The organism is Stenotrophomonas sp. CFBP8994 (assembly GCF_034044835.1).
GTDB classification, from domain to species: Bacteria; Pseudomonadota; Gammaproteobacteria; order Xanthomonadales; family Xanthomonadaceae; genus Stenotrophomonas; species Stenotrophomonas rhizophila_A.
This window is the reverse complement of sequence record NZ_JAXCWT010000006.1, coordinates 167,695-185,443: the sequence shown is the minus strand read 5'-3', so window position 1 is coordinate 185,443 and position 17,749 is coordinate 167,695. Positions and strand designations below refer to the sequence as shown.

Here is a 17,749-nt window from a genome sequence, read left to right as displayed (position 1 = left end):
CGATGGGCCGTGTGTTTGCCGTTGTCGCCTTGTTCGAGGCGTTTACCTGGGCCGGGCTGCTGGTCGGCATGTACCTGAAGTACCACGCCGCCGAGCCGACCACCGCCGGCGTGGCGCTGTTCGGGCCGGTGCATGGCGTGGCCTTCATGGTCTACGTGGTGGTCACCGTGCTGGCGGCGGTGAAGCTGCGCTGGCCGTGGTGGGCCGCCGGCCTGGCGCTGCTGGCAGCGGTGCCGCCGCTGGTGACGCTGCCGCTGGAAGGGTGGTTCAAGCGGCGTGGCCTATTGTCCACGCAGCTCACCACCGATAGCTGAGTCCCAGCTGCGCGCTGCGCTGGAAATAGCCCTGGCCCTGCTGCAGCGACAACCCGCCCCACGCGCCAAACCCGTTGGCGAACACGAGCGAGGCGCCGGCACTGAATTCGCCGCGGTTGCGCGGAATGCGCGCATCCACCCGCTCATCATCCATGCGCACGCGCGCGTCTGCGCCGGTGCGGATCCAGTGTGCGGCGATGTACGGCTGCACGCTGGCCGCCAGGCCGTCCCACCGGGTCACGCCGGAAAGGCGGACACCCACGCGGCCGAACGTGCCGTTGGCGTCCTCGGTGGTGACCAGGGTGCCGTTCTGTTCAAGATGGCGCACATCGTTCCAGCGCGTGTAGCCCACCTGCAGTTGCGGCTCGATGAACACGCCACCCTGTTCGCCGCGGCCGAGGCGGAACGCGTGGCCGGCTTCCAGCGCGCCCTGCCAGGCGCGGGTGTCGTAGCGTTCGGTGGCCAGCCCGGCGCCTTCCACCCGGTTGGAAAAGCGCGCGTGCTGCAGCGAGCCGTCCAGGTAGAACCCGGTGTACGGATCGGCATCGCCGGCGGAGCGCCATGTGGCATACACGCCCAATGCGGCCCCGCGCACCTTGCCGCGCGCGTAGTACCCGGTCAGTGTGCTGGTCGAGGTGCTGGAGGCATTGCCGCTGGACAGCATCACCCCGAACGCGCTGCCCTGGGCATTGCGCAGCAGGTCGGTACCCACGCTCAGCGCCTGGCTGCTGCCATGTACATCAAGCTGGGAACTGTCGGCATCGAAGCGCGAACGCGCGCCGTCCACGCGCACCCAGGCACGCCCGCTGTTCTGGCCCGCGTGGCGCTCGTGATAGCCGAGCCGGAACATGCCTTCGGCAGCCTGCAGGTTGGCCAGGTACGCGCCCGGTTCCGGCCGCAGCACCGGCACCGGCTCGGGGTCCACGCACTCGGGCAGGGTGGGATCGATCGCGCACGGGTCCGGTTCCGGATCCACGCAGCCCGGCGCTGTCGGATCGATCAGGCAGGGGTCGGGTTCGGGATCGACACAGCCGGGCTGGGTCGGGTCGGCGTCGCACGGGTCGGGCAGTTCCGAGCGCAGGTACCAGTTGCCATCGGCAGCGCTCTTGAACAGGAAGTACTCGTACTGGCCGCCCACCGCGCGCCCGGCAAGGTCGAAGGTGCCATTGGATGCCCCGCCGATCTCGATCAGGCTGATGCCCTGGCTGGTCTGCGCCCCGGCGCCGCCCACGTTGTTGACCCGTACGTTGGTCTGGCCGCTGGTATCACCCTCGATCAGCAGCCGGTCGGATGACGCGTCGTCGCCGGCCAGCACCGTGTTGAACAGCAGCGTGCCGCCGTCGCCGACGTAATTGCCGGCGACCTGCAGGGTGTTGAAGGTGGTGCCGTCACCCAGCGCCAGCAGCGAAGCCCCGCTCAACGACAGGTCCTGCACCGTGCTGTTGCCGGTCAGTCGCCATTGAGCGTCGGCCAGTGCCACCGTGTTGCCGTTGACGATCGCGCCGGTCAGCGATGCGCCTTCGGCCAGCGCAATGTTGACCTCGGCGCTGCTGGTCCCGCGGGTCTGCCCGATGATGTCGCCGACCAGCGCGGAGGCCACTACCTCCAGGTTGGCCGTAGCGCCTGACCCCACCTGCAGGATCACGCCGTTGCCGGCCTCGACGGTGGAGCCGTTGGCGATGCGGAGGTCGGCATTGCCGGACTGCGGCATCACAATCGCCGGGCCGGTGGTCGAGACAAGGCGCGACTGGTCCACCACCACGGTGCTGGTGCCGGCCGCGCTGCCGGTGATCGACAGGGCACTGTTGCTGCCCTCCAGGGTGCTGCCCTGCGACACGACCAGCGTGGCATTGTTGAGCGCCACGCCCACGCCGTTGTTGGCGCCGCTGCCGCTGCCCGCCGTGCCACGCACCTGGCTGCCCGCCAGGGTGAGGCTGGCACCGCGCGTGACGGTGGCGCCGGTGGTGCCGGTGACTTCGGAGCCCGACAGCGTTGCGACAGGCCCGGCCGTGCCGGTGCCGACCATCGACAGCGCGGTGCCGCTGGACGTGATCGTCGAGGCGTCCATGACCAGCTCGCCGCCGGTCATGGCCACCCCGGCCAGCGAGCCCGACAACGCGCTGTTGCTGACGCGGGCGGTGCCGCCGGCCATCTCCAGCCCGTAGCCGAGCGCGCCACTGGCGCTGCCATCCGAGCTGGCCTGTACGTTGTCCAGCACCAGCAGTGCACCATCGTCCACCTGCAGCGCTTCGCCGCCGGCGGTAACGGTCGTGTTGGTCAACGTGAGTTCGCTGCCGTCGCCGGTGGCGCTGAAGCCGCGCCCGGCAGAAGTGACGGTCACCGCGTTGATGCCCATGGTGCTGCCAGACGAGACCCCGCCAGCGTCGGCGAAGGGCGAGGTGAAGGTCATCGTGCCGCCGTTGATGTCGGCGCTGCCGCCGTTGGCGACGCGGATCCCGAACAGCCCGCTGATGTCCACGTCGGTGCCGATCAGGCTCGCATTGTCGACCTGGGTGGGACCTGCCAGGCCACCGGCGGCGATGGTGAGTTCGGCGCCGTCGGACACGGTCCAGTCCTCACGCAGGTCGCCGGGCTGGATGGTGTGCGTGCTGCCGGGGCCGGTGAGCGTGGCTGCTGCTGCAGCAAGGGGCAGGGTCGCGAGCGTCACGGCGATGGCCGTAACGAGCATGCGGCGCGGGCCGCATGGGGTAATGGCTGTCATGACTGGACTCCGAAACGGAACTGGGTGGACCGCACGACCCCCGTAGCACCACAACGTCGTACCAGGATCAGCGAGGGACCGAATCCTCCGGTCCAAAGGCCGCTGTATCCATGCAACATCTTGTATGCGTCATCTATCACTACCGCCTGTTCAGCATGAGCACGTCTATGTGGGGCTCGCGTGAAGGCGGAGGTGCTATTTCCAGGGCAACCCGCGCAGCTGCAGGGCGCGCTGGTGCATCAGCTCGGCGTGCAGGCGCACGTAGTCCTCGTCGGTGAACGCCTGTGCCATCGGTGAGCGTGCGGCCTCTGCGGCCACCCGCGCGCGCGCTTCGTCGAGATCATCGCTGCGCAGGGCGAGGTCGGCCATCACGATCACCTTGCCGGGTTGCACTTCCACATAGCCACCGGACACGTACACGTGCAGCGGCGGTTCGGGCGTGAGCGGATACGCCGACACCATGCCTTCGCGCAGCGTGCCCAGCAGCGGTGCGTGCCGGGCCATTACTCCGAAGCGGCCATTGCTGCCCGGCATGCTCACCTCGCGCACCTCGCCGTTCCACAGTTCACCGGCCAGGCTGAGGATCTGCAACGAGAAGCCCTGTGCGTCGGCAAGCAGCGCGGGCAGGGGGGGTGACGCCATGGGGAATGTCCGTGGAACGTTGCCAGCAGCTTAGTCGGGCGGGCGGAAGACGGCGTTGATCCGCATCATGAACACCGGAACCATTGATCGCGCAAACCTAAATGCGAGCTGTTATCATTTGAAACGATAGCCACGCCGGTCCTTGAATCGACGAAGCCGAATCAATCAAACGCCCGCCTTCGCGCGGTGCGTGTCCATTCCTGATCGGTCGTGGTGATGCATGCGTTCAACTCCCGTGGTTTCCGGCTTGCCGGCTCTGGTCTTCGCCGCGTGGGTCGGCACCATGGCGATGATGGCGTTCGTCGCGGTGATCGGCCCGGTGGTGCGCCTGCTGGGACTGTCCGAATGGCACGCGGGGTTGTCGGTGACCGCGGCCGGCGTGCTGTGGATGCTGTCGGCCCCACGTTGGGGCGCACTGAGCGACCGCATCGGGCGCCGCCGTGTACTGCTGATCGCACTGGCCGCGTATGCGGTGGTCTATATCGTGATGGCGGTGTTCGTGGACACCGCGTTGCAGGCACCGCCGGCGGTGTGGCTGTCGGTGCTGGTGCTGGTGGGCACGCGCGCCCTGGTCGGCCTGTTCTATGCCGCCGTGCCACCGACCGCCGCGGCGCTGGTGGCCGATGAAGCCGCACCCGGGCAACGTGCCGGTGCGATGGCCAAACTGGGCAGCGCCAATGCATTGGGCATGGTGATCGGGCCCGCAGCAGCGGGCTGGGTCGCGTTCCACGACCTTGCGCTGACCCTGTACGTGGCGGCACTGCTGCCGGTGCTCGCGCTGCTGGTCATCGCCTGGCGGCTGCCGTCGGCGCCACCGCCGGCGGCGCCCACCAACGGTCCGCGTGCCGCGCTGGCCTGGTACGACCCGCGCCTGCGCCTGCCGGTGATGGCGGTGTTCGCGGCGATGATCTCGGTGACCATTGCCCAGGTCACGGTGGGGTTCTTCGCCATCGACCGCCTGCAGCTGGCGCCGGCGGCAGGCGCGCGCATGGCCGGCCTGGCGCTGACGGCGGTCGGGGTTGGGCTGATCGTGGCCCAGGTACTCGTGATGACCTTCAAGACCATGCCGCCACGCCGTTGGATCGCGCTGGGTGCAGTGATCTCCGGTATCGGATTTTCGTCGGTGGCGCTGGTGCAGGCGCCCTGGCAGCTGCTGGCCACCTATGCGCTGGCGGCGTTCGGCATGGGGTTTGTGTTTCCCTCGTTCCAGGCCTTGGCCGCCGATTCGGTGCAGGCGCACGAGCAGGGCGCGGCTGCCGGTGCGGTGGCTTCCGTGCAGGGACTGGGCATGGTGATCGGGCCGATGGTGGGCACGCTGCTGTATCGCGCGGCCCCCAGTGCGCCGTACCTGCTGGTGGGTCTGGTGCTGTTGGGGCTGGCGGTTGCGGCTACGCTGGATGGGAGGCGCGCGGCATGAACGACGCAGTGCGCGCGGACAGCGACACCATCGCGCAGGTGGGCGATCCCGGTGCCGGCGACGCAGCGCAGCACTTCCTGCTGCGCCTGCCTGGGCGCACGCTGGATGCACGTGGCTGCCACGCCACGCTTCCGTCCGGCGGCACCGCCACGCTGGATGCCCGCGCGCGGGCCTTCTTCGCGCGCGAAGGGCGCACACCGGCACTGCTGGTCGGCGCGGTGCCGTTCGATCCGAAGGGTGACGACGCGCTGTACCAGCCCGCCTCACTGGCGCAGGGGGTGGCGGAGGTGGTGACGCCGGCACTGCCGTTCAGCGGTGACATCCACGCCGAGCCGAACGCCGCGCAGTACGCGGACGCGGTGCGGCACGCACTGGCAGGGTTGCACGACCGCGACGGAGAACTCAAGAAAGTGGTGCTGGCCCGCACGCTGCGTGTGCACAGCCGCGCGGTTATCGACCCGCGTGCGTTGGTGGCGCGGCTGGGCCATGACCCGGACGCGGTCACCTACCTGTGTCCGCTGCCGGTGGCCGCCGGCGATGCGCCAGCATGGCTGGTCGGTGCCAGCCCGGAGCTGCTGGTGTCGCGCCGTGGACCGCAGGTGTTTTCGCATCCGTTGGCCGGCTCAGCCCGGCGTCGCCCGGATCCGGATGAGGACGCCCAGGCGGCCCGCGAGCTGTTGGGTTCGGCGAAGGACCATGACGAACACCGCTATGTGGTCGACGCCATCGTGGCGGCGCTGCGTCCCTATTGCGAGTGGATAGACGCTGCAGCGCGGCCGACCCTGCACGCCACCACCACCCTGTGGCACCTGGGCACGCGCATCGAAGCACGCCTGCGCGATCCGTCCACCTCGGTGGCCACGCTGCTGGCTGCACTGCATCCCACGCCGGCGGTGTGCGGCACGCCTGCCGCACTGGCGTTGGATACCATTCGCCGCCTTGAGCCGGTGCAGCGCGGCTTCTATGCAGGCGCGGTGGGTTGGATGGACGCGCACGGCGACGGTGACTGGTACGTGGCGATCCGCTGCGCACGCGTGCAGGGCCACCAGGCCCGCATCCATGCAGGCGCCGGCATCGTCGCCGGTTCGGAGCCGGCCGCGGAGGTTGCCGAGACCGGGGTGAAGTTCGGGGCCTTGTTGGCCGCGCTGGGCGCGGACGCCGCCCCACGGATTGAAGGATGGACACTCTGATGAATGCAGTCGTTTCTCCGGTGCGTGTGCCACTGCGCCAGGCCTGGCCGCCGGCGCTGGTCGCCCGCTACCGCGCCGCCGGCTATTGGCGTGGCGAAACGTTCCCCGGTTTCCTGCGTGAGCGCGCCAGACAGTTCGCCGACGACGTGGCCGTGGTCGGCGGCGGGTCCCGCCTGACTTACGCACAGCTGTGGCAGGAGGCAGGGCGCATCGGTGCTGGCCTGCTGGCCGCTGGCTTGGCGCCGGGTGACCGGGTGGTGGTGCAGCTGGGCAACACGGTCGAATTCGTCAGCGTGGTCTGCGGGCTGTTCCGCGCCGGGTTGATCCCGGTATATGCACTGCCGGCGCATCGCCTGACCGAGATTGCGCACGTGGTGCGCACGGCCGAAGCCAGCGCCTACATTGCTGCGTCGGCATACGAGGGTTTCGACTACCGCACGCTCGCGCGCGAACTGCAGGCGTCCATCTCCAGTGTGCGCCACGTGCTGATTGTCGGCGATGCAGCGGAATTCCTTTCCTTCGCCGAGCTCGCCGGACCCGCTGACGCGCTGCCGGCAGACCCCGACCCGCAGTCGGTGGCGTTCCTGCAGCTCTCCGGTGGCAGCACCGGCCTGCCCAAGCTGATTCCGCGCACCCACGACGACTACCTGTACTCGTTCCGCGCCAGCAACGCGATCTGCGGCATCGGCCGCGACAGCGTGTACCTGGTGGCGCTGCCGGCCGCGCACAATTTCCCGATGAGTTCGCCGGGCTTCTTCGGCGCACTGTATGCCGGGGCACGGGTGGTGCTCAGCCCCGGCGCAGGCCCGGACACCGCGTTCCCGCTGATCGCGCGCGAGCAGGTGACCTGCGTGGGCCTGGTGCCGCCGTTGGCGCTGCTGTGGGCACAGGCAGCAGCCAGCACCCCGCATGACCTGTCCAGCCTGCAGGTGCTGCAGGTCGGCGGGGCCAAGCTGGTGCCGGAAGCCGCGCGCCGGGTCATCGACGGGCTGGGCTGCCAGCTGCAGCAGGTGTTCGGCATGGCTGAAGGCCTGGTCAACTACACCCGCCTGCACGACGCGCCGGAGTGCGTGCTGAACACCCAGGGCCGCCCGATCTCGCCCGACGATGAAGTGCTGGTGGTGGACGACCACGGCCACCCGGTCGCGCCGGGCGAGGTGGGCCACCTGCTGACGCGGGGCCCGTACACGATCCGCGGTTACCACAACGACCCCGGCGCGAACGCGCGGTCGTTCACCGAAGATGGCTTCTATCGCACCGGCGACAGGGTCCAGCAGCTGCCGGGCGGCTACCTGGTGGTGCAGGGTCGCGCCGGCGACCACATCAACCGTGCCGGCGAAAAGATCTCGGCCGAGGAGATCGAAGACCACCTGCTCGCGCACGCCAGCGTCTTCGACGCGGCGGTGGTGTCCATGCCCGATCCGTACCTGGGCGAGCGCAGCTGTGCCTTCGTCATCACGCGCGGCGAGCGCCCGACCGCAGCCAGCCTGAAGGCGTGGGTGCGCAGCCGCGGTCTTGCGGCTTTCAAGGTGCCGGACCAGGTGGTGTTCGTGGACGCCTTCGGCACCACGGCGGTGGGCAAGGTCAGCCGCCGCGAACTGCGTGCGCAGCTGCGTGCGCGCCATATCGAACAGACAGGAGAACCGCGCTGATGGCGCTGCCCACCATTCCATCCTACGCGCTGCCCACGGCGGCCGAACTGCCGGCGCCGCGCGGACCGTGGCAACCTGACCCGGCGCGCATCGCGCTGCTGGTGCATGACATGCAGCGCTACTTCCTGGCCGCGTTCGGCGCCGATGCCGCGCCGCTGGCCCCGGCAACCGCCAACATCGTCAGGCTGGTCGCGCACTGCCGGGCGCAGGGCATACCGGTGTTCTACACCGCCCAGCGCGGCAACCAGGACCTGCGTGACCGCGGCCTGCAGGCAGACCTGTGGGGGCCGGGCATGCAGGCAACCCGCGAACACGAGGCGATCATCGCTGCGCTGGCGCCCGCCGAAGGCGACCACGTGCTGGTCAAGCACCGCTACAGCGCCTTCCAGCGCAGCAACCTGGAGACGATGATGCGCGCACGCGGCCGCGACCAGCTGCTGGTGACCGGGGTGTACGCGCATATCGGCTGCACCGCCACCGTGGCCGAAGCGTTCCAGCGCGATATCGAAGCGTTCATCGCGGCGGATGCGGTGGCCGATTTCTCGCGTGCCGACCATGACCAGGCGCTGCACTGGATCGCCCGCACCTGCGGCGTGCCGATGACCACCGACCAGCTGCTGGAGCGCCTGGCATGAATGACACCCTCACCGCACCCCTGACCCTGGAACGGATGCGCGCCGATGTGGCCGGCATGCTCGGCGAAGCGCCCGACGCCGTCGGCGATGACGACCACCTGATGGACCTGGGCCTGGATTCGATGCGGGTGCTCGGGCTGGTGCTGGCCTGGAGCAATACCGGCATCGCCCTGGAGTTCGGCCACCTGGCCGAGCACACCACGCTGGCCGGCTGGTGGCAGGTGGTGCAGCAGCTGCAGGCCAGGGCCAGCGCCGGGGCATGAGCGCGCAGATGGCCAGCGCCGAGGGCGCAGGGCGGCAACGGTATCCGCTGAGTGAGGCGCAGACCGGGCTGTGGTACGCGCAGCGCCTGTCGCCTGCGCCCGCAACATTCAATACCGCACACGTCGTGTGGTTTGAAGGCGCGCTGGATGTCGACCGTTTCCGTGCGGCTGCCGATGCAGCCGCCGCTGAAGCCGAGGCACTGTGCCTGCGCGTGGCCGAAAACGAAGCGGGCGTGCCGCAGCAGTGGCTGGACCCGGAACACATTCCGCGTGTGCAGGTGGTGGATCTTTCTGTCCAGACCGATCCGCTGCACGCCGCGCGCGAGGTGATGCAGGCCGACCGCCTGCAGCCGGTCGATCCCGGCCGCGACCGCATGGCCCAGCAGCGCCTGTTCGTGCTCGGTCCGCGGCGTTTCGCGTGGTATCTGCGGGTGCATCACCTGGCCACCGATGGCTATGGCATGGCGCAGTTCAGCGCCCGGGTGTGTTCGCTGTACGCCGGCGAAGCCAGCGATGGCCTGCAGCCGCTGCGGCCGGTGCTGGACGAAGATGCGCAGTACCGCACCGGTGAGCGCCGGGTGGCCGATTCGGGCTACTGGCGGGCCTACATGCAGGACGCGGCACCCGCAGAGGGACTGGGGGGTGGCATGGCAGCGGCAACAGCCGATGCGCTGCGCGTGACCGAAACCATCAACGTGCCGCTGCGCGAACAGCTGTTGGCCGCTGCGCAGGCCATGGGCCAGCCCTGGCCGGACCTGCTCACCGCGTTGACTGCCGAGTACTGCCGACGGATGACGGCCAGCGATGAGGTGACCGTCGGTGTGCCTTACATGGGGCGGCTGGGCAGCGCCTCGGCACGGGTCCCGGCGATGGTGATGAACGTGCTGCCGCTGCGCGTAGCCGCGACCGCAGATGAAACCGTTGAGGCCAGGGTGCGCGATACCGCACGGGCACTGGTGCGGGGCCGCCGGCATGGCCGCTACCGGGGCGAGCAGATCCGGCGCGACCTGGGCTGGAGCGGCCAGCAGCATCGGCTGCACGGCGCCCTGGTGAACGTGCAGCCGTTCTACCGGCCGCTGCCGTGGCCGGGGGTCACGGCGCAGCTGGAGGTGCTGTGCACCGGACCGGTGGACGACATCACCTTCGGTTTCCGCGGGGATGCACTGACGTCGCTGGCATTGGAGATCGAGGCCAATCCGCAGCAGTACACGCGGCCGGGGATCACCGCGCATGCCCGACGGCTGCTGCATTTCGTGTCGTCCGCGCTCGACGTGCAGGCACGCGGTGGCCCGCTGGCAGACATTGCGCTGTGCACGCCTGACGAAGCGCAGCACTGGCTGTACACCGTCAATGCCACGCAGCATGCAGTTGCCGATGTGTCACTTGCCGCGCTGCTGAACCTGCAGCTGGCCGAGTCGCCAGACGCAACCGCGCTGGTGTACGACGGCGAGGCATTGAGCTACGCGGCGCTGGAACAGCGCAGCCGTGCGTTGGCGCTGCAGCTCCAGGCAATGGGCGTTACCCGCGAGTCGCGCGTTGTGGTGGCCCTGCCGCGTTCGTTGTCGCTGCTGATCGCGCTTGTGGCGGTGGTGCGCGCCGGGGGCGCGTACCTGCCGGTGGACCTGGATCATCCAGATGCGCGGTTACGGAAGATCCTGGCGTCGGCGCAGCCGCAGTGCGTGTTGGCGGAGGCAGGCGACGCCCATCGTTTCGTGGGCGCGCCCGTCCTGTCGCCGTCGCAGTGGGCGACCTGCAGCGACGCGGCGCTCACCGATACCGTGCAACCGGGTGACGCGGCCTACGTGATCTACACCTCCGGCTCCACCGGCGAGCCGAAGGGCGTCGTGGTGGAACACCGCGCCATCGTCAACCGCCTGGAATGGATGCGCAGCCAGTACCGGATCGGGCCGGAGGCGCGCATCCTGCAGAAGACGCCGGCCACCTTCGATGTCTCGGTGTGGGAGTTCTTCCTGCCGCTGATCAGCGGTGCCACGCTGGTGATCGCATCGCCCGGCCTGCACCGCGACCCGCAGGCGCTGACCCGATTGATCGCGGCCGAACGCATCACCACGCTGCATTTCGTGCCGTCCATGCTGGATGCCTGGCTGGCCGTGCCCGATCTTCGGGGCCTGCCGCTGCAGCAGGTGTTCACCAGTGGCGAGGCGCTCGACGCCGGGTTGCGCGACCGTTTCCATGCGCGCGTGGATGCGGAGCTGCACAATCTCTACGGCCCCACCGAGGCGGCGGTGGATGTCAGTTACTGGCCTGCTTCCCGCGAGGACCGTTCCGACCCGGTGCCGATCGGCTACCCGGTCTGGAACACCCGGCTGTACGTGCTGGATGCACAGCTTCGGGCGCTGCCGGCGGGCGTGCCCGGCGACCTGTATCTCGGCGGGGTGCAGCTCGCGCGTGGCTACCTCGGGCGCGACGACCTGACCGCCGAGCGCTTCCTCGACGATCCGCACGTTCCCGGAGGGCGCCTGTACCGCAGCGGCGACCGGGCACGCTGGCGTGATGACGGGGCGCTGGAGTACCTGGGCCGCGGTGACCACCAGGTCAAGCTGCGCGGCCTGCGCATCGAGCTGGGCGAGATTGAATCCGCGTTGCGCGGGCTGCCCGGCGTGACCCGCGCCGAGGTGCTGCTGCGCGACCAGGACCCGGGCATGCCGGCACGCCTGGTGGCGTACGTGTCCGGCGACGTACTGGACGCAGGAAGCCTGCGCCGTGCGCTCGGCACGCAGTTGCCCGAATACATGGTGCCGGCGGCCATCGTGGTGGTACAGGCGTGGCCGGTAACGGCCAACGGCAAGCTCGACCGCGCCGCGCTGCCACTGCCGGATACCCACGCGGCCGGCCGCAGCGCGCAGACGCCCACGGAACAGGCACTGGCCGCGCTGTTCCAGCAGGTGCTCGGGCTGGCGGCGCCGGCTGCAGCGGACGCGGACTTCTTTTCGCTGGGCGGCGATTCGCTGTCGGCAGTACACCTGCTGCTGGCGATCCAGCAGCGTTGGCAGCAGGACCCGGGATTGGGTGCGGTATTCGCCACGCCGACGGTGGCGGGCTTGGCTGCACGCCTGGAGGCGCCGCTGCAGGACGCCGACCACGGCCTGGCGCCAGTGATCACACTCGCGCGCGGTGAGCCGGGCAGGGTGCCGCTGTTCGTGATCCATCCCGCAGGCGGCATCGCCTGGAACTACCGCGAGCTGGGCCGTGCGCTGCACCCGGCGCGCGACGTGCACGGCCTGCAATCGCCGGTACTCGACCCCGCGCAGCCGCTGCCGGCGGGGATCGATGCGCTGGCGGCCGACTACGCCGCACGCATCCTCGCGCTGCAGCCGCAGGGCCCGATGCACCTGCTGGGCTGGTCGGTGGGCGGCATCATCGCCCAGGCCATCGCGGTACAGCTGCAGGCGATGCAGCGTGAGGTGGGCGCGCTGGTCCTGCTGGATGCCTACCCCAGCGAATGCTGGCGCGCGGAACCCGAGCCGGATCCGGTGGCGGCGCTGCGTGCGCTGTTAGCCATTGCCGGCTACGACCCGGAGCGCCACCCCGAGCTGGACAGCCGCGAGCGCATCGTCGCGTTCCTGCGCCGTGGCGACAGTGCGCTGGGCAACCTGCCCGGGCACGTGCTGGACGGCGTGGTGCGCGCGGTGACCGGCACCAACCGGTTGATCCGCGAGCATCACCATCGCCACTTCGCCGGCACCCTGGTGCACGTGCGTGCCGGCAATGACCACGCGCAGCGGCCGCACCTGCAGTCTGCCTTGTGGCAGGCGCACGCCTCGCGGGTGGAAGCATTGCCGCTGCCGTTCCTGCATGCCGAGCTGACCGGCCGTGATGCCGTGGCGCAGCTGGCGCCGTGGCTGTCGGCGCGGCTGCAGCACTGGGACCGCCTTGAACGACAGGACAGGACATGAAGCTGACAGGATTCGAGAACACGATTGCACTGGTCACCGGCGCCAGCGGCGGCATTGGCGCTGCGCTGGTCCAGCAGCTGCTGGACAGCGGCTGCAGGGTGGTCGCCACCGACCTGGCCGCACCGGCGCTGCCGCCCCACCCGCGACTGCATCCGCGGTCACTGGACGTGACCGATTCAACGGCGGTCGACGAACTGGTTGGAGCGGTTGAAGCCACCCTTGGCCCGATCGGCTTCGGCATCAGCGTTGCCGGCGTGCTGCAGGTCGGCGAGGTCACCGGCATTGATGACGCGCAATGGCACGATGTGTTCGCGGTCAATGCCGATGGGGTCTTCCATCTAAGCCGTGCGCTGGCGCGGGTGATGGTGCCGCGTGGGCAGGGTGCCATCGTGACGGTGAGCTCGAATGCCGCCGGCGTGCCGCGCCATGGCATGGCCGCATATGCGGCGTCGAAGGCGGCGGCGACCATGTTCACCCGCTGCCTGGGTTTGGAACTGGCGCCGCACGGCATCCGCTGCAACATCGTGGCGCCGGGGTCGACGCTGACCCCGATGCAGACCGGCATGTGGGCCGATGACCACGGCGCGCAGCGGGTCATCGATGGCAGCCCGGCGACCTACAAGGCCGGCATTCCGTTACGCAAGCTGGCTACCCCGGATGACATCGCGCAGGCGGTGATGTTCCTGCTGTCCGACCAGGCCGGTCACATCGCCATGAGCGACCTGTACGTGGACGGCGGCGCGACCCTGCGCGGCTAGCGCGCGGTGCGGCTGCGGCGCGGCTTGGCCGGGGTGCGGCCGGGCACGCTGTCGCGGCTGGGCAGGGTGCCGCGCTGCTGCATCTGCTCCAGCCAGGCCAGGTTGTCGATGTAGGCCAGGAAGTGCTGCAGGTACGCGGGCGACACCTCGCCCATCCAGCCGATGGCACGGTGCACCAGCACGCTGGAGTTCAACGGGCCGCCATCGCTCGGGGTCTGCGCCAATGTCTGCCGCACCTGGCCGGCGGTGCGCAGCGCGGCCCACGCACTGCGGAACTCGGCCAGGGCCGGCAGTGCGGGGTAGTCGGGGTTGTGCGTGGCGCGCGGTTGGCCCAGCGCGTCCAGCGTATCCGCCGTTTGTGAGCGCTTCGCGGGCGCGCTTGCTCCGGGCGCGGCAGCCACGCGTTCGGCGTAGGCAGCCAGCAGCGTCTCCAGGCGGGCATCCAGCACGCCGCGCAGCGAACCGCTGGCCAGCTGCGCGCGGCGCTGCAGCGCTTCCAGGAAGGCGAACTGCACCGGATCGTGGCGATCCAGCTGCTGCCCGCGCCAGTGCGCGAGCCGGTCGCTGGCGGCGGTACGGTTACCGTCCATCGCCCGCCACGGTCGGCTTCGGGCGTGGAATCGGCGCCATTTCGACACGGCGATTGCGTGCGCGGCCTTCTTCGTCGGCGTTGGAACCCACCGGCTGTTCGGCACCGAACGCGGCGGCGAACACCGAACCGGCCGGCACGCCTTCGGCGATCAGGGTGCGGGTCACGGTCAATGCGCGCTCGGCCGACAGTTCCCAGTTGTCGGCGAACTGGCGGTTGCTGTCGCGTACCGGACGGTCATCGGTGAACCCGCTGACCATCAGGATCTCTTCGCGCGATGAAAGATACCCGGCCAGCGGCGCAGCCAGGCTGCGCAGCAGCTCGCGGCCTTCCGGCTGCAGCTGGTCGGAATTGAGCGCGAACAGCACGCTGCCGCGGATGCCGATGCGGCCATCCACCAGCGTTACCCGCCCGGCGGCGAGCGGGCCGGCGAGGGCCTGTTCCAGGGTCTGGCGCCGCTTGGCTTCGGCCTGGCGCTGCGCCACTTCCTCATCGAGGCGATGCGACAGCTCCAGCTGCAGCGCCACCACGCCGACCAGGATCAGCACGAACGCGCCCAGCAACACCGACATCAGGTCGCCGAAGGCGGCCCAGATCGGCGCGCCGGTTTCGCCTTCCAGCTCGATCTCGTCGCTCATGCGGTGGCGGCCCCGGCGCTGCGGCGGCGGCCGGCCAGCTGCTGCAGTTCCTCGATGATCTGCTGCTGGGAGAGCACGCTCAGGTCAATCACTTCACGCGCCTGGGTCACGTAGTAGGCCAGCTGCTCATCGCTGCGGGTCATCGAGGCATCCAGCGCGCCGGCCACCTGCTGCAGCTGCTCACCCAGCCCGGTGCTGGCCGTGCCGAAGCTCTGCATCGCAGTGCCGAACGCCTCGGCCAGGCTGGCCACTTCCACCGCGCTGCCGCTCAGTTGCGCGGCCACGCCATCCAGTTTGCCGGTCTCGGCAGCGATATGGTCGGTGAACTGCGTGCCCACGCGCTCCAGCAGATCGGCCGAGGTGCTGACCAGCGCGTCCACGGCGGTGCGTTGTTCGGTGGACGCGTGGTTGACTGCATCCAGCAGCGTTTCCAGCGTGGCCAGCAGGCGGGTGCGTTCGTCGAGCATGGCGGTGTCGCGGACCATGCTGTCGGACAGCTTCTGGCGCAGTTCGGCGACCACCTCGGCGGCCGCCTTCGGGGCTTCCGAGGCGAGCGTGACCAGCCGCGAGATCTCGCTGATGGTCTCGGCCGCATGCGCCTGCGCCTGCGTGCCGATCTCGTGTGCGGTACGCGACAGGGTTTCGCAGACTGCCTGCTGGCTGGCCGCAACCTGCGCACCGTTGTTGGCCCATTGCTGGCCGAGCTGTTCCGACAACTGGGTGAAGGCATCGCTCCAGGTAGCCAGGCGCTGCGCGTCGCGCGCCTCAAGCCGATCCTGCAAGCCGCTGTGTGAGGCCTGCAGGCCGTCCACCAGCGAGCGTGCGTGCCCATCGAAGCTGGCCGTGGCCGCGACCAGTGCCTGCTGGTTGCGTTCGGCCAGTTCGGCGTTCACCGACTGCTGGCCCTGCAGCGCATCGCGCCACGCCTGCGCGTGGGTGCTGGCGCTGCTGTCCATGCGCTCGGCGAGGGTGTCGACCCAAGCAGCCAGACGCGTACCCACCGAATCGAGCAGGCGGGCGCCGTGCTCGCCCTGCAGCTGGCTGAAACCTTCAAGCGTGCTGCGCAGATCGCGGGTAAGGGCGGCATGGCGCTGCGCCTGTTCGGTCTGTGCCCCGGTCCATGCATCCACGCTGGCGTCGAGACGGGCGGCCAGGGTTTCCAGCAGCTGCACGGCACGCTGGTCGTGCTGCTCGCTGAGCGTGGCCAGGGTAGAACGCAGTTCTGCCGACAGGGTGTCGTGCGCCTGCTTCTGACTGCTGAGCGCAGCGTTCCAGGTCTCGCTGGTGGCGGCGCGGCTGGCTTCGAAGCCACTGGCCAGGCCGTCGAGCTGCGCGCGTACGGCATCGCCCACGGTGGCCTGCAGGGCAGTGGTCTGCTGGCTGATGCCGGCCATGGTCTCGGCCATGATCGGCTGCAGCGCCTCGCCGACCGCGCGCGCACTCTGCGCGACGCTGGCCTGCAATGCCTCCTGCACCGAACCGGCGAGGCGTTCATGGGCGGCCTCGGCGCGGGCATGGAAGGCGTCCTGGTTTGCCGACAGGCGTTCACCCGCCGCGCCGCTCTGCGCTTCGATCGCGGCACTCATCGCTTCCAGGCGGTCCACCAGCGCCGGCATCAGGCCTGCCTGCGCCTGCAGCAGGCGGAAGGCTTCGGCGCGCTGCCACGCCTGCGAATGCAGGTGCAGGGTGGTGGCGATGCGGGTATCCAGCTGCTGCACGCCCAACAGGCGTTCGCGCCGGCACAGCGCCGACAGCAGGCCCAGCATGGCCGAGGTGGCCACGCCGGCAATCGAGGTGCCGAACGCCACGGCCAGGCCTTCCACCGGCGCGCCCAGCGAACCGCGGATGGACTGCAGGTCGGTGGCGCTGCCCAGTGCCAGCCCGGTGCCGCGCAGGGTGGCCATCATGCCCAGCAGGGTGCCGAGCATGCCCAGCAGCACCAGCAGGCCGACCAGATACGGGGTCAGCACCGGCGCCGGCAGCGCCACGCGCTCGCCTTCCACGCGCAGGCGCACCGCGTTGCGCAGGCCTGCCGGTACCTTCTCCAGCCACTCGCCCAGGTTGGCCGGCGCCGTCGCCGCCTCAGCCACCGCGACGCCGAGCCCTGCGGTAGCCGCCCGGTAGCGGTGCAGTTCCACTGCACCGGCCACATAGCAGGCGGCAATCACCAGCGCCACGGCCAGGCCGACCGGGTTGCTGCCCACGTAACCGGCACCGATCCAGCACACCGCCAGCAGGCCGGCAAGGAAAACAACGAGGTAGAGAGGAGTTCTGAACATGACAGCCCGGTTAGTGGGGGCGAAGCGCTGCAAGCAGGCCTTCGATGGGGTGAAAACGGACATCCAGCTCGGCCAGCAGCACGGCCTGCATGTCGTTCCTGAACAAGTGCAGCCAGCCGCTGTCGGGATCGACCTCAGCGGTGCCGGCGTCGTCGCGCAGACGCTCGAAATGGGCGCCGAGCAGGGCCGGCACGCTGGCCAGCAGCTGCTGCTCGCGCGGGCTCAGCGCCTGCTCCATGGCGGCGTCCACCTCGGCCAACCGGGGCAGCTCGCCGGGCCCGGCACTGAGCCGGTCCCGCAGCAGGCCGCGCAGGCGCCCGGTGGCGGTGAGCATGGCGCGCTGCACGGTGAGACAGCGCTGGCGGTAGGCGGTGGCGTCGGTCGCGGCCGGTTTGCCTGCCGCCGGCGGGGCGGTGATGCTTTCGACCAGGGTGGCGCGTACCCGCGCGCATTCCGCGTCAAGCGCCTCGACGGAACCCGGTGCGGCGTCGGCCACGGCCGGCAGCCGCCCGTCGAGCGCGCGCGACAGGGCCACGGCCCGGGTCCAGTCGATCCACTGGCTGAGCCGGTCGGACAGGTCGGGCCCGGTACGCGGGGCATTGCGGTCGGCCAGCGCCGCCAGCAACCGGATGAAGGGCGGGCCGGGGACAGGCGTGCGGTGCTGCTTCTTCGCCATGGTTCCGGTCAAAAACCGCGAATTTTACACTGTAATGACCGACCGACTCCCTGAATG

Annotated in this window: 14 protein-coding genes; 8 read left to right on the top strand and 6 right to left on the bottom strand. The window is 70.0% G+C overall.

The features are described from left to right. Positions 1 to 2: 2 nt before the first annotated feature. Positions 3 to 314 carry a DUF3817 domain-containing protein gene (locus SOM39_RS16980; RefSeq protein WP_414715893.1) on the top strand — a complete coding sequence of 104 codons (312 nt, stop codon included), beginning with the start codon at positions 3 to 5 and terminating at the stop codon, positions 312 to 314. On the opposite strand, the gene SOM39_RS16975 is transcribed toward SOM39_RS16980, so the two are convergent. Together SOM39_RS16975 and atpC are read right to left on the bottom strand one after the other, a co-directional pair. Then, on the bottom strand, positions 298 to 3,036 hold the full coding sequence (locus SOM39_RS16975; RefSeq protein WP_320459038.1) for an autotransporter outer membrane beta-barrel domain-containing protein: 2,739 nt from the start codon (positions 3,034 to 3,036) through the stop codon (positions 298 to 300). The two genes, SOM39_RS16980 and SOM39_RS16975, sit on opposite strands and share 17 nt — an antisense overlap. A 195-nt stretch (positions 3,037 to 3,231) precedes the next feature. After that, the gene (gene atpC / locus SOM39_RS16970; RefSeq protein WP_249832583.1) at positions 3,232 to 3,678 is read right to left on the bottom strand and encodes an ATP synthase F1 subunit epsilon; all 447 of its coding nucleotides are present in this window, start codon (positions 3,676 to 3,678) and stop codon (positions 3,232 to 3,234) included. A 220-nt stretch (positions 3,679 to 3,898) separates the two neighbouring features. Here atpC and SOM39_RS16965 point away from each other — a divergent pair, with 220 nt between their 5' ends. The 7 genes from SOM39_RS16965 to SOM39_RS16935 are packed head-to-tail and all read left to right on the top strand — an operon-like array spanning position 3,899 to position 13,510. Then, complete coding sequence (locus SOM39_RS16965) at positions 3,899 to 5,095, top strand: MFS transporter (protein ID WP_320459037.1); 1,197 nt, start codon at positions 3,899 to 3,901, stop codon at positions 5,093 to 5,095. Beyond that, positions 5,092 to 6,285 (top strand): isochorismate synthase, encoded by a 1,194-nt coding sequence (locus SOM39_RS16960; RefSeq protein ID WP_320459036.1) that lies wholly within the window; start codon positions 5,092 to 5,094, stop codon positions 6,283 to 6,285. Before SOM39_RS16965 ends, SOM39_RS16960 begins: the two co-directional genes overlap by 4 nt. After that, positions 6,285 to 7,937, top strand: coding sequence for a (2,3-dihydroxybenzoyl)adenylate synthase (locus SOM39_RS16955; RefSeq protein ID WP_320459035.1), 1,653 nt, complete (start codon positions 6,285 to 6,287; stop codon positions 7,935 to 7,937). Before SOM39_RS16960 ends, SOM39_RS16955 begins: the two co-directional genes overlap by 1 nt. Next, positions 7,937 to 8,572 (top strand): isochorismatase family protein, encoded by a 636-nt coding sequence (locus SOM39_RS16950; protein WP_320459034.1) that lies wholly within the window; start codon positions 7,937 to 7,939, stop codon positions 8,570 to 8,572. The genes SOM39_RS16955 and SOM39_RS16950 overlap by 1 nt, the downstream gene beginning before the upstream one ends. Then, positions 8,569 to 8,835 carry a phosphopantetheine-binding protein gene (locus SOM39_RS16945; RefSeq protein WP_093535746.1) on the top strand — a complete coding sequence of 89 codons (267 nt, stop codon included), beginning with the start codon at positions 8,569 to 8,571 and terminating at the stop codon, positions 8,833 to 8,835. Before SOM39_RS16950 ends, SOM39_RS16945 begins: the two co-directional genes overlap by 4 nt. After that, a complete protein-coding gene (locus SOM39_RS16940; RefSeq protein WP_320459033.1) occupies positions 8,832 to 12,752 on the top strand; it encodes an amino acid adenylation domain-containing protein in 3,921 nt (1,306 codons plus the stop codon). Before SOM39_RS16945 ends, SOM39_RS16940 begins: the two co-directional genes overlap by 4 nt. Beyond that, positions 12,749 to 13,510, top strand: coding sequence for a 2,3-dihydro-2,3-dihydroxybenzoate dehydrogenase (locus SOM39_RS16935; RefSeq protein ID WP_320459032.1), 762 nt, complete (start codon positions 12,749 to 12,751; stop codon positions 13,508 to 13,510). The genes SOM39_RS16940 and SOM39_RS16935 overlap by 4 nt, the downstream gene beginning before the upstream one ends. Here the strand turns inward: SOM39_RS16935 and SOM39_RS16930 are convergent. The 4 genes from SOM39_RS16930 to SOM39_RS16915 are packed head-to-tail and all read right to left on the bottom strand — an operon-like array spanning position 13,507 to position 17,704. Further along, positions 13,507 to 14,100, bottom strand: coding sequence for a DUF2894 domain-containing protein (locus SOM39_RS16930; protein WP_320459031.1), 594 nt, complete (start codon positions 14,098 to 14,100; stop codon positions 13,507 to 13,509). The two genes, SOM39_RS16935 and SOM39_RS16930, sit on opposite strands and share 4 nt — an antisense overlap. Then, positions 14,090 to 14,737 carry an OmpA family protein gene (locus SOM39_RS16925; RefSeq protein WP_068852349.1) on the bottom strand — a complete coding sequence of 216 codons (648 nt, stop codon included), beginning with the start codon at positions 14,735 to 14,737 and terminating at the stop codon, positions 14,090 to 14,092. Before SOM39_RS16925 ends, SOM39_RS16930 begins: the two co-directional genes overlap by 11 nt. After that, positions 14,734 to 17,016, bottom strand: a complete 2,283-nt coding sequence (locus tag SOM39_RS16920; protein ID WP_320459030.1) for a DUF802 domain-containing protein — start codon at positions 17,014 to 17,016, stop codon at positions 14,734 to 14,736. Before SOM39_RS16920 ends, SOM39_RS16925 begins: the two co-directional genes overlap by 4 nt. Positions 17,017 to 17,026: 10 nt before the next feature. Continuing rightward, positions 17,027 to 17,704 (bottom strand): DUF3348 domain-containing protein, encoded by a 678-nt coding sequence (locus tag SOM39_RS16915; RefSeq protein WP_320459029.1) that lies wholly within the window; start codon positions 17,702 to 17,704, stop codon positions 17,027 to 17,029. Positions 17,705 to 17,749 lie beyond the last annotated feature (45 nt).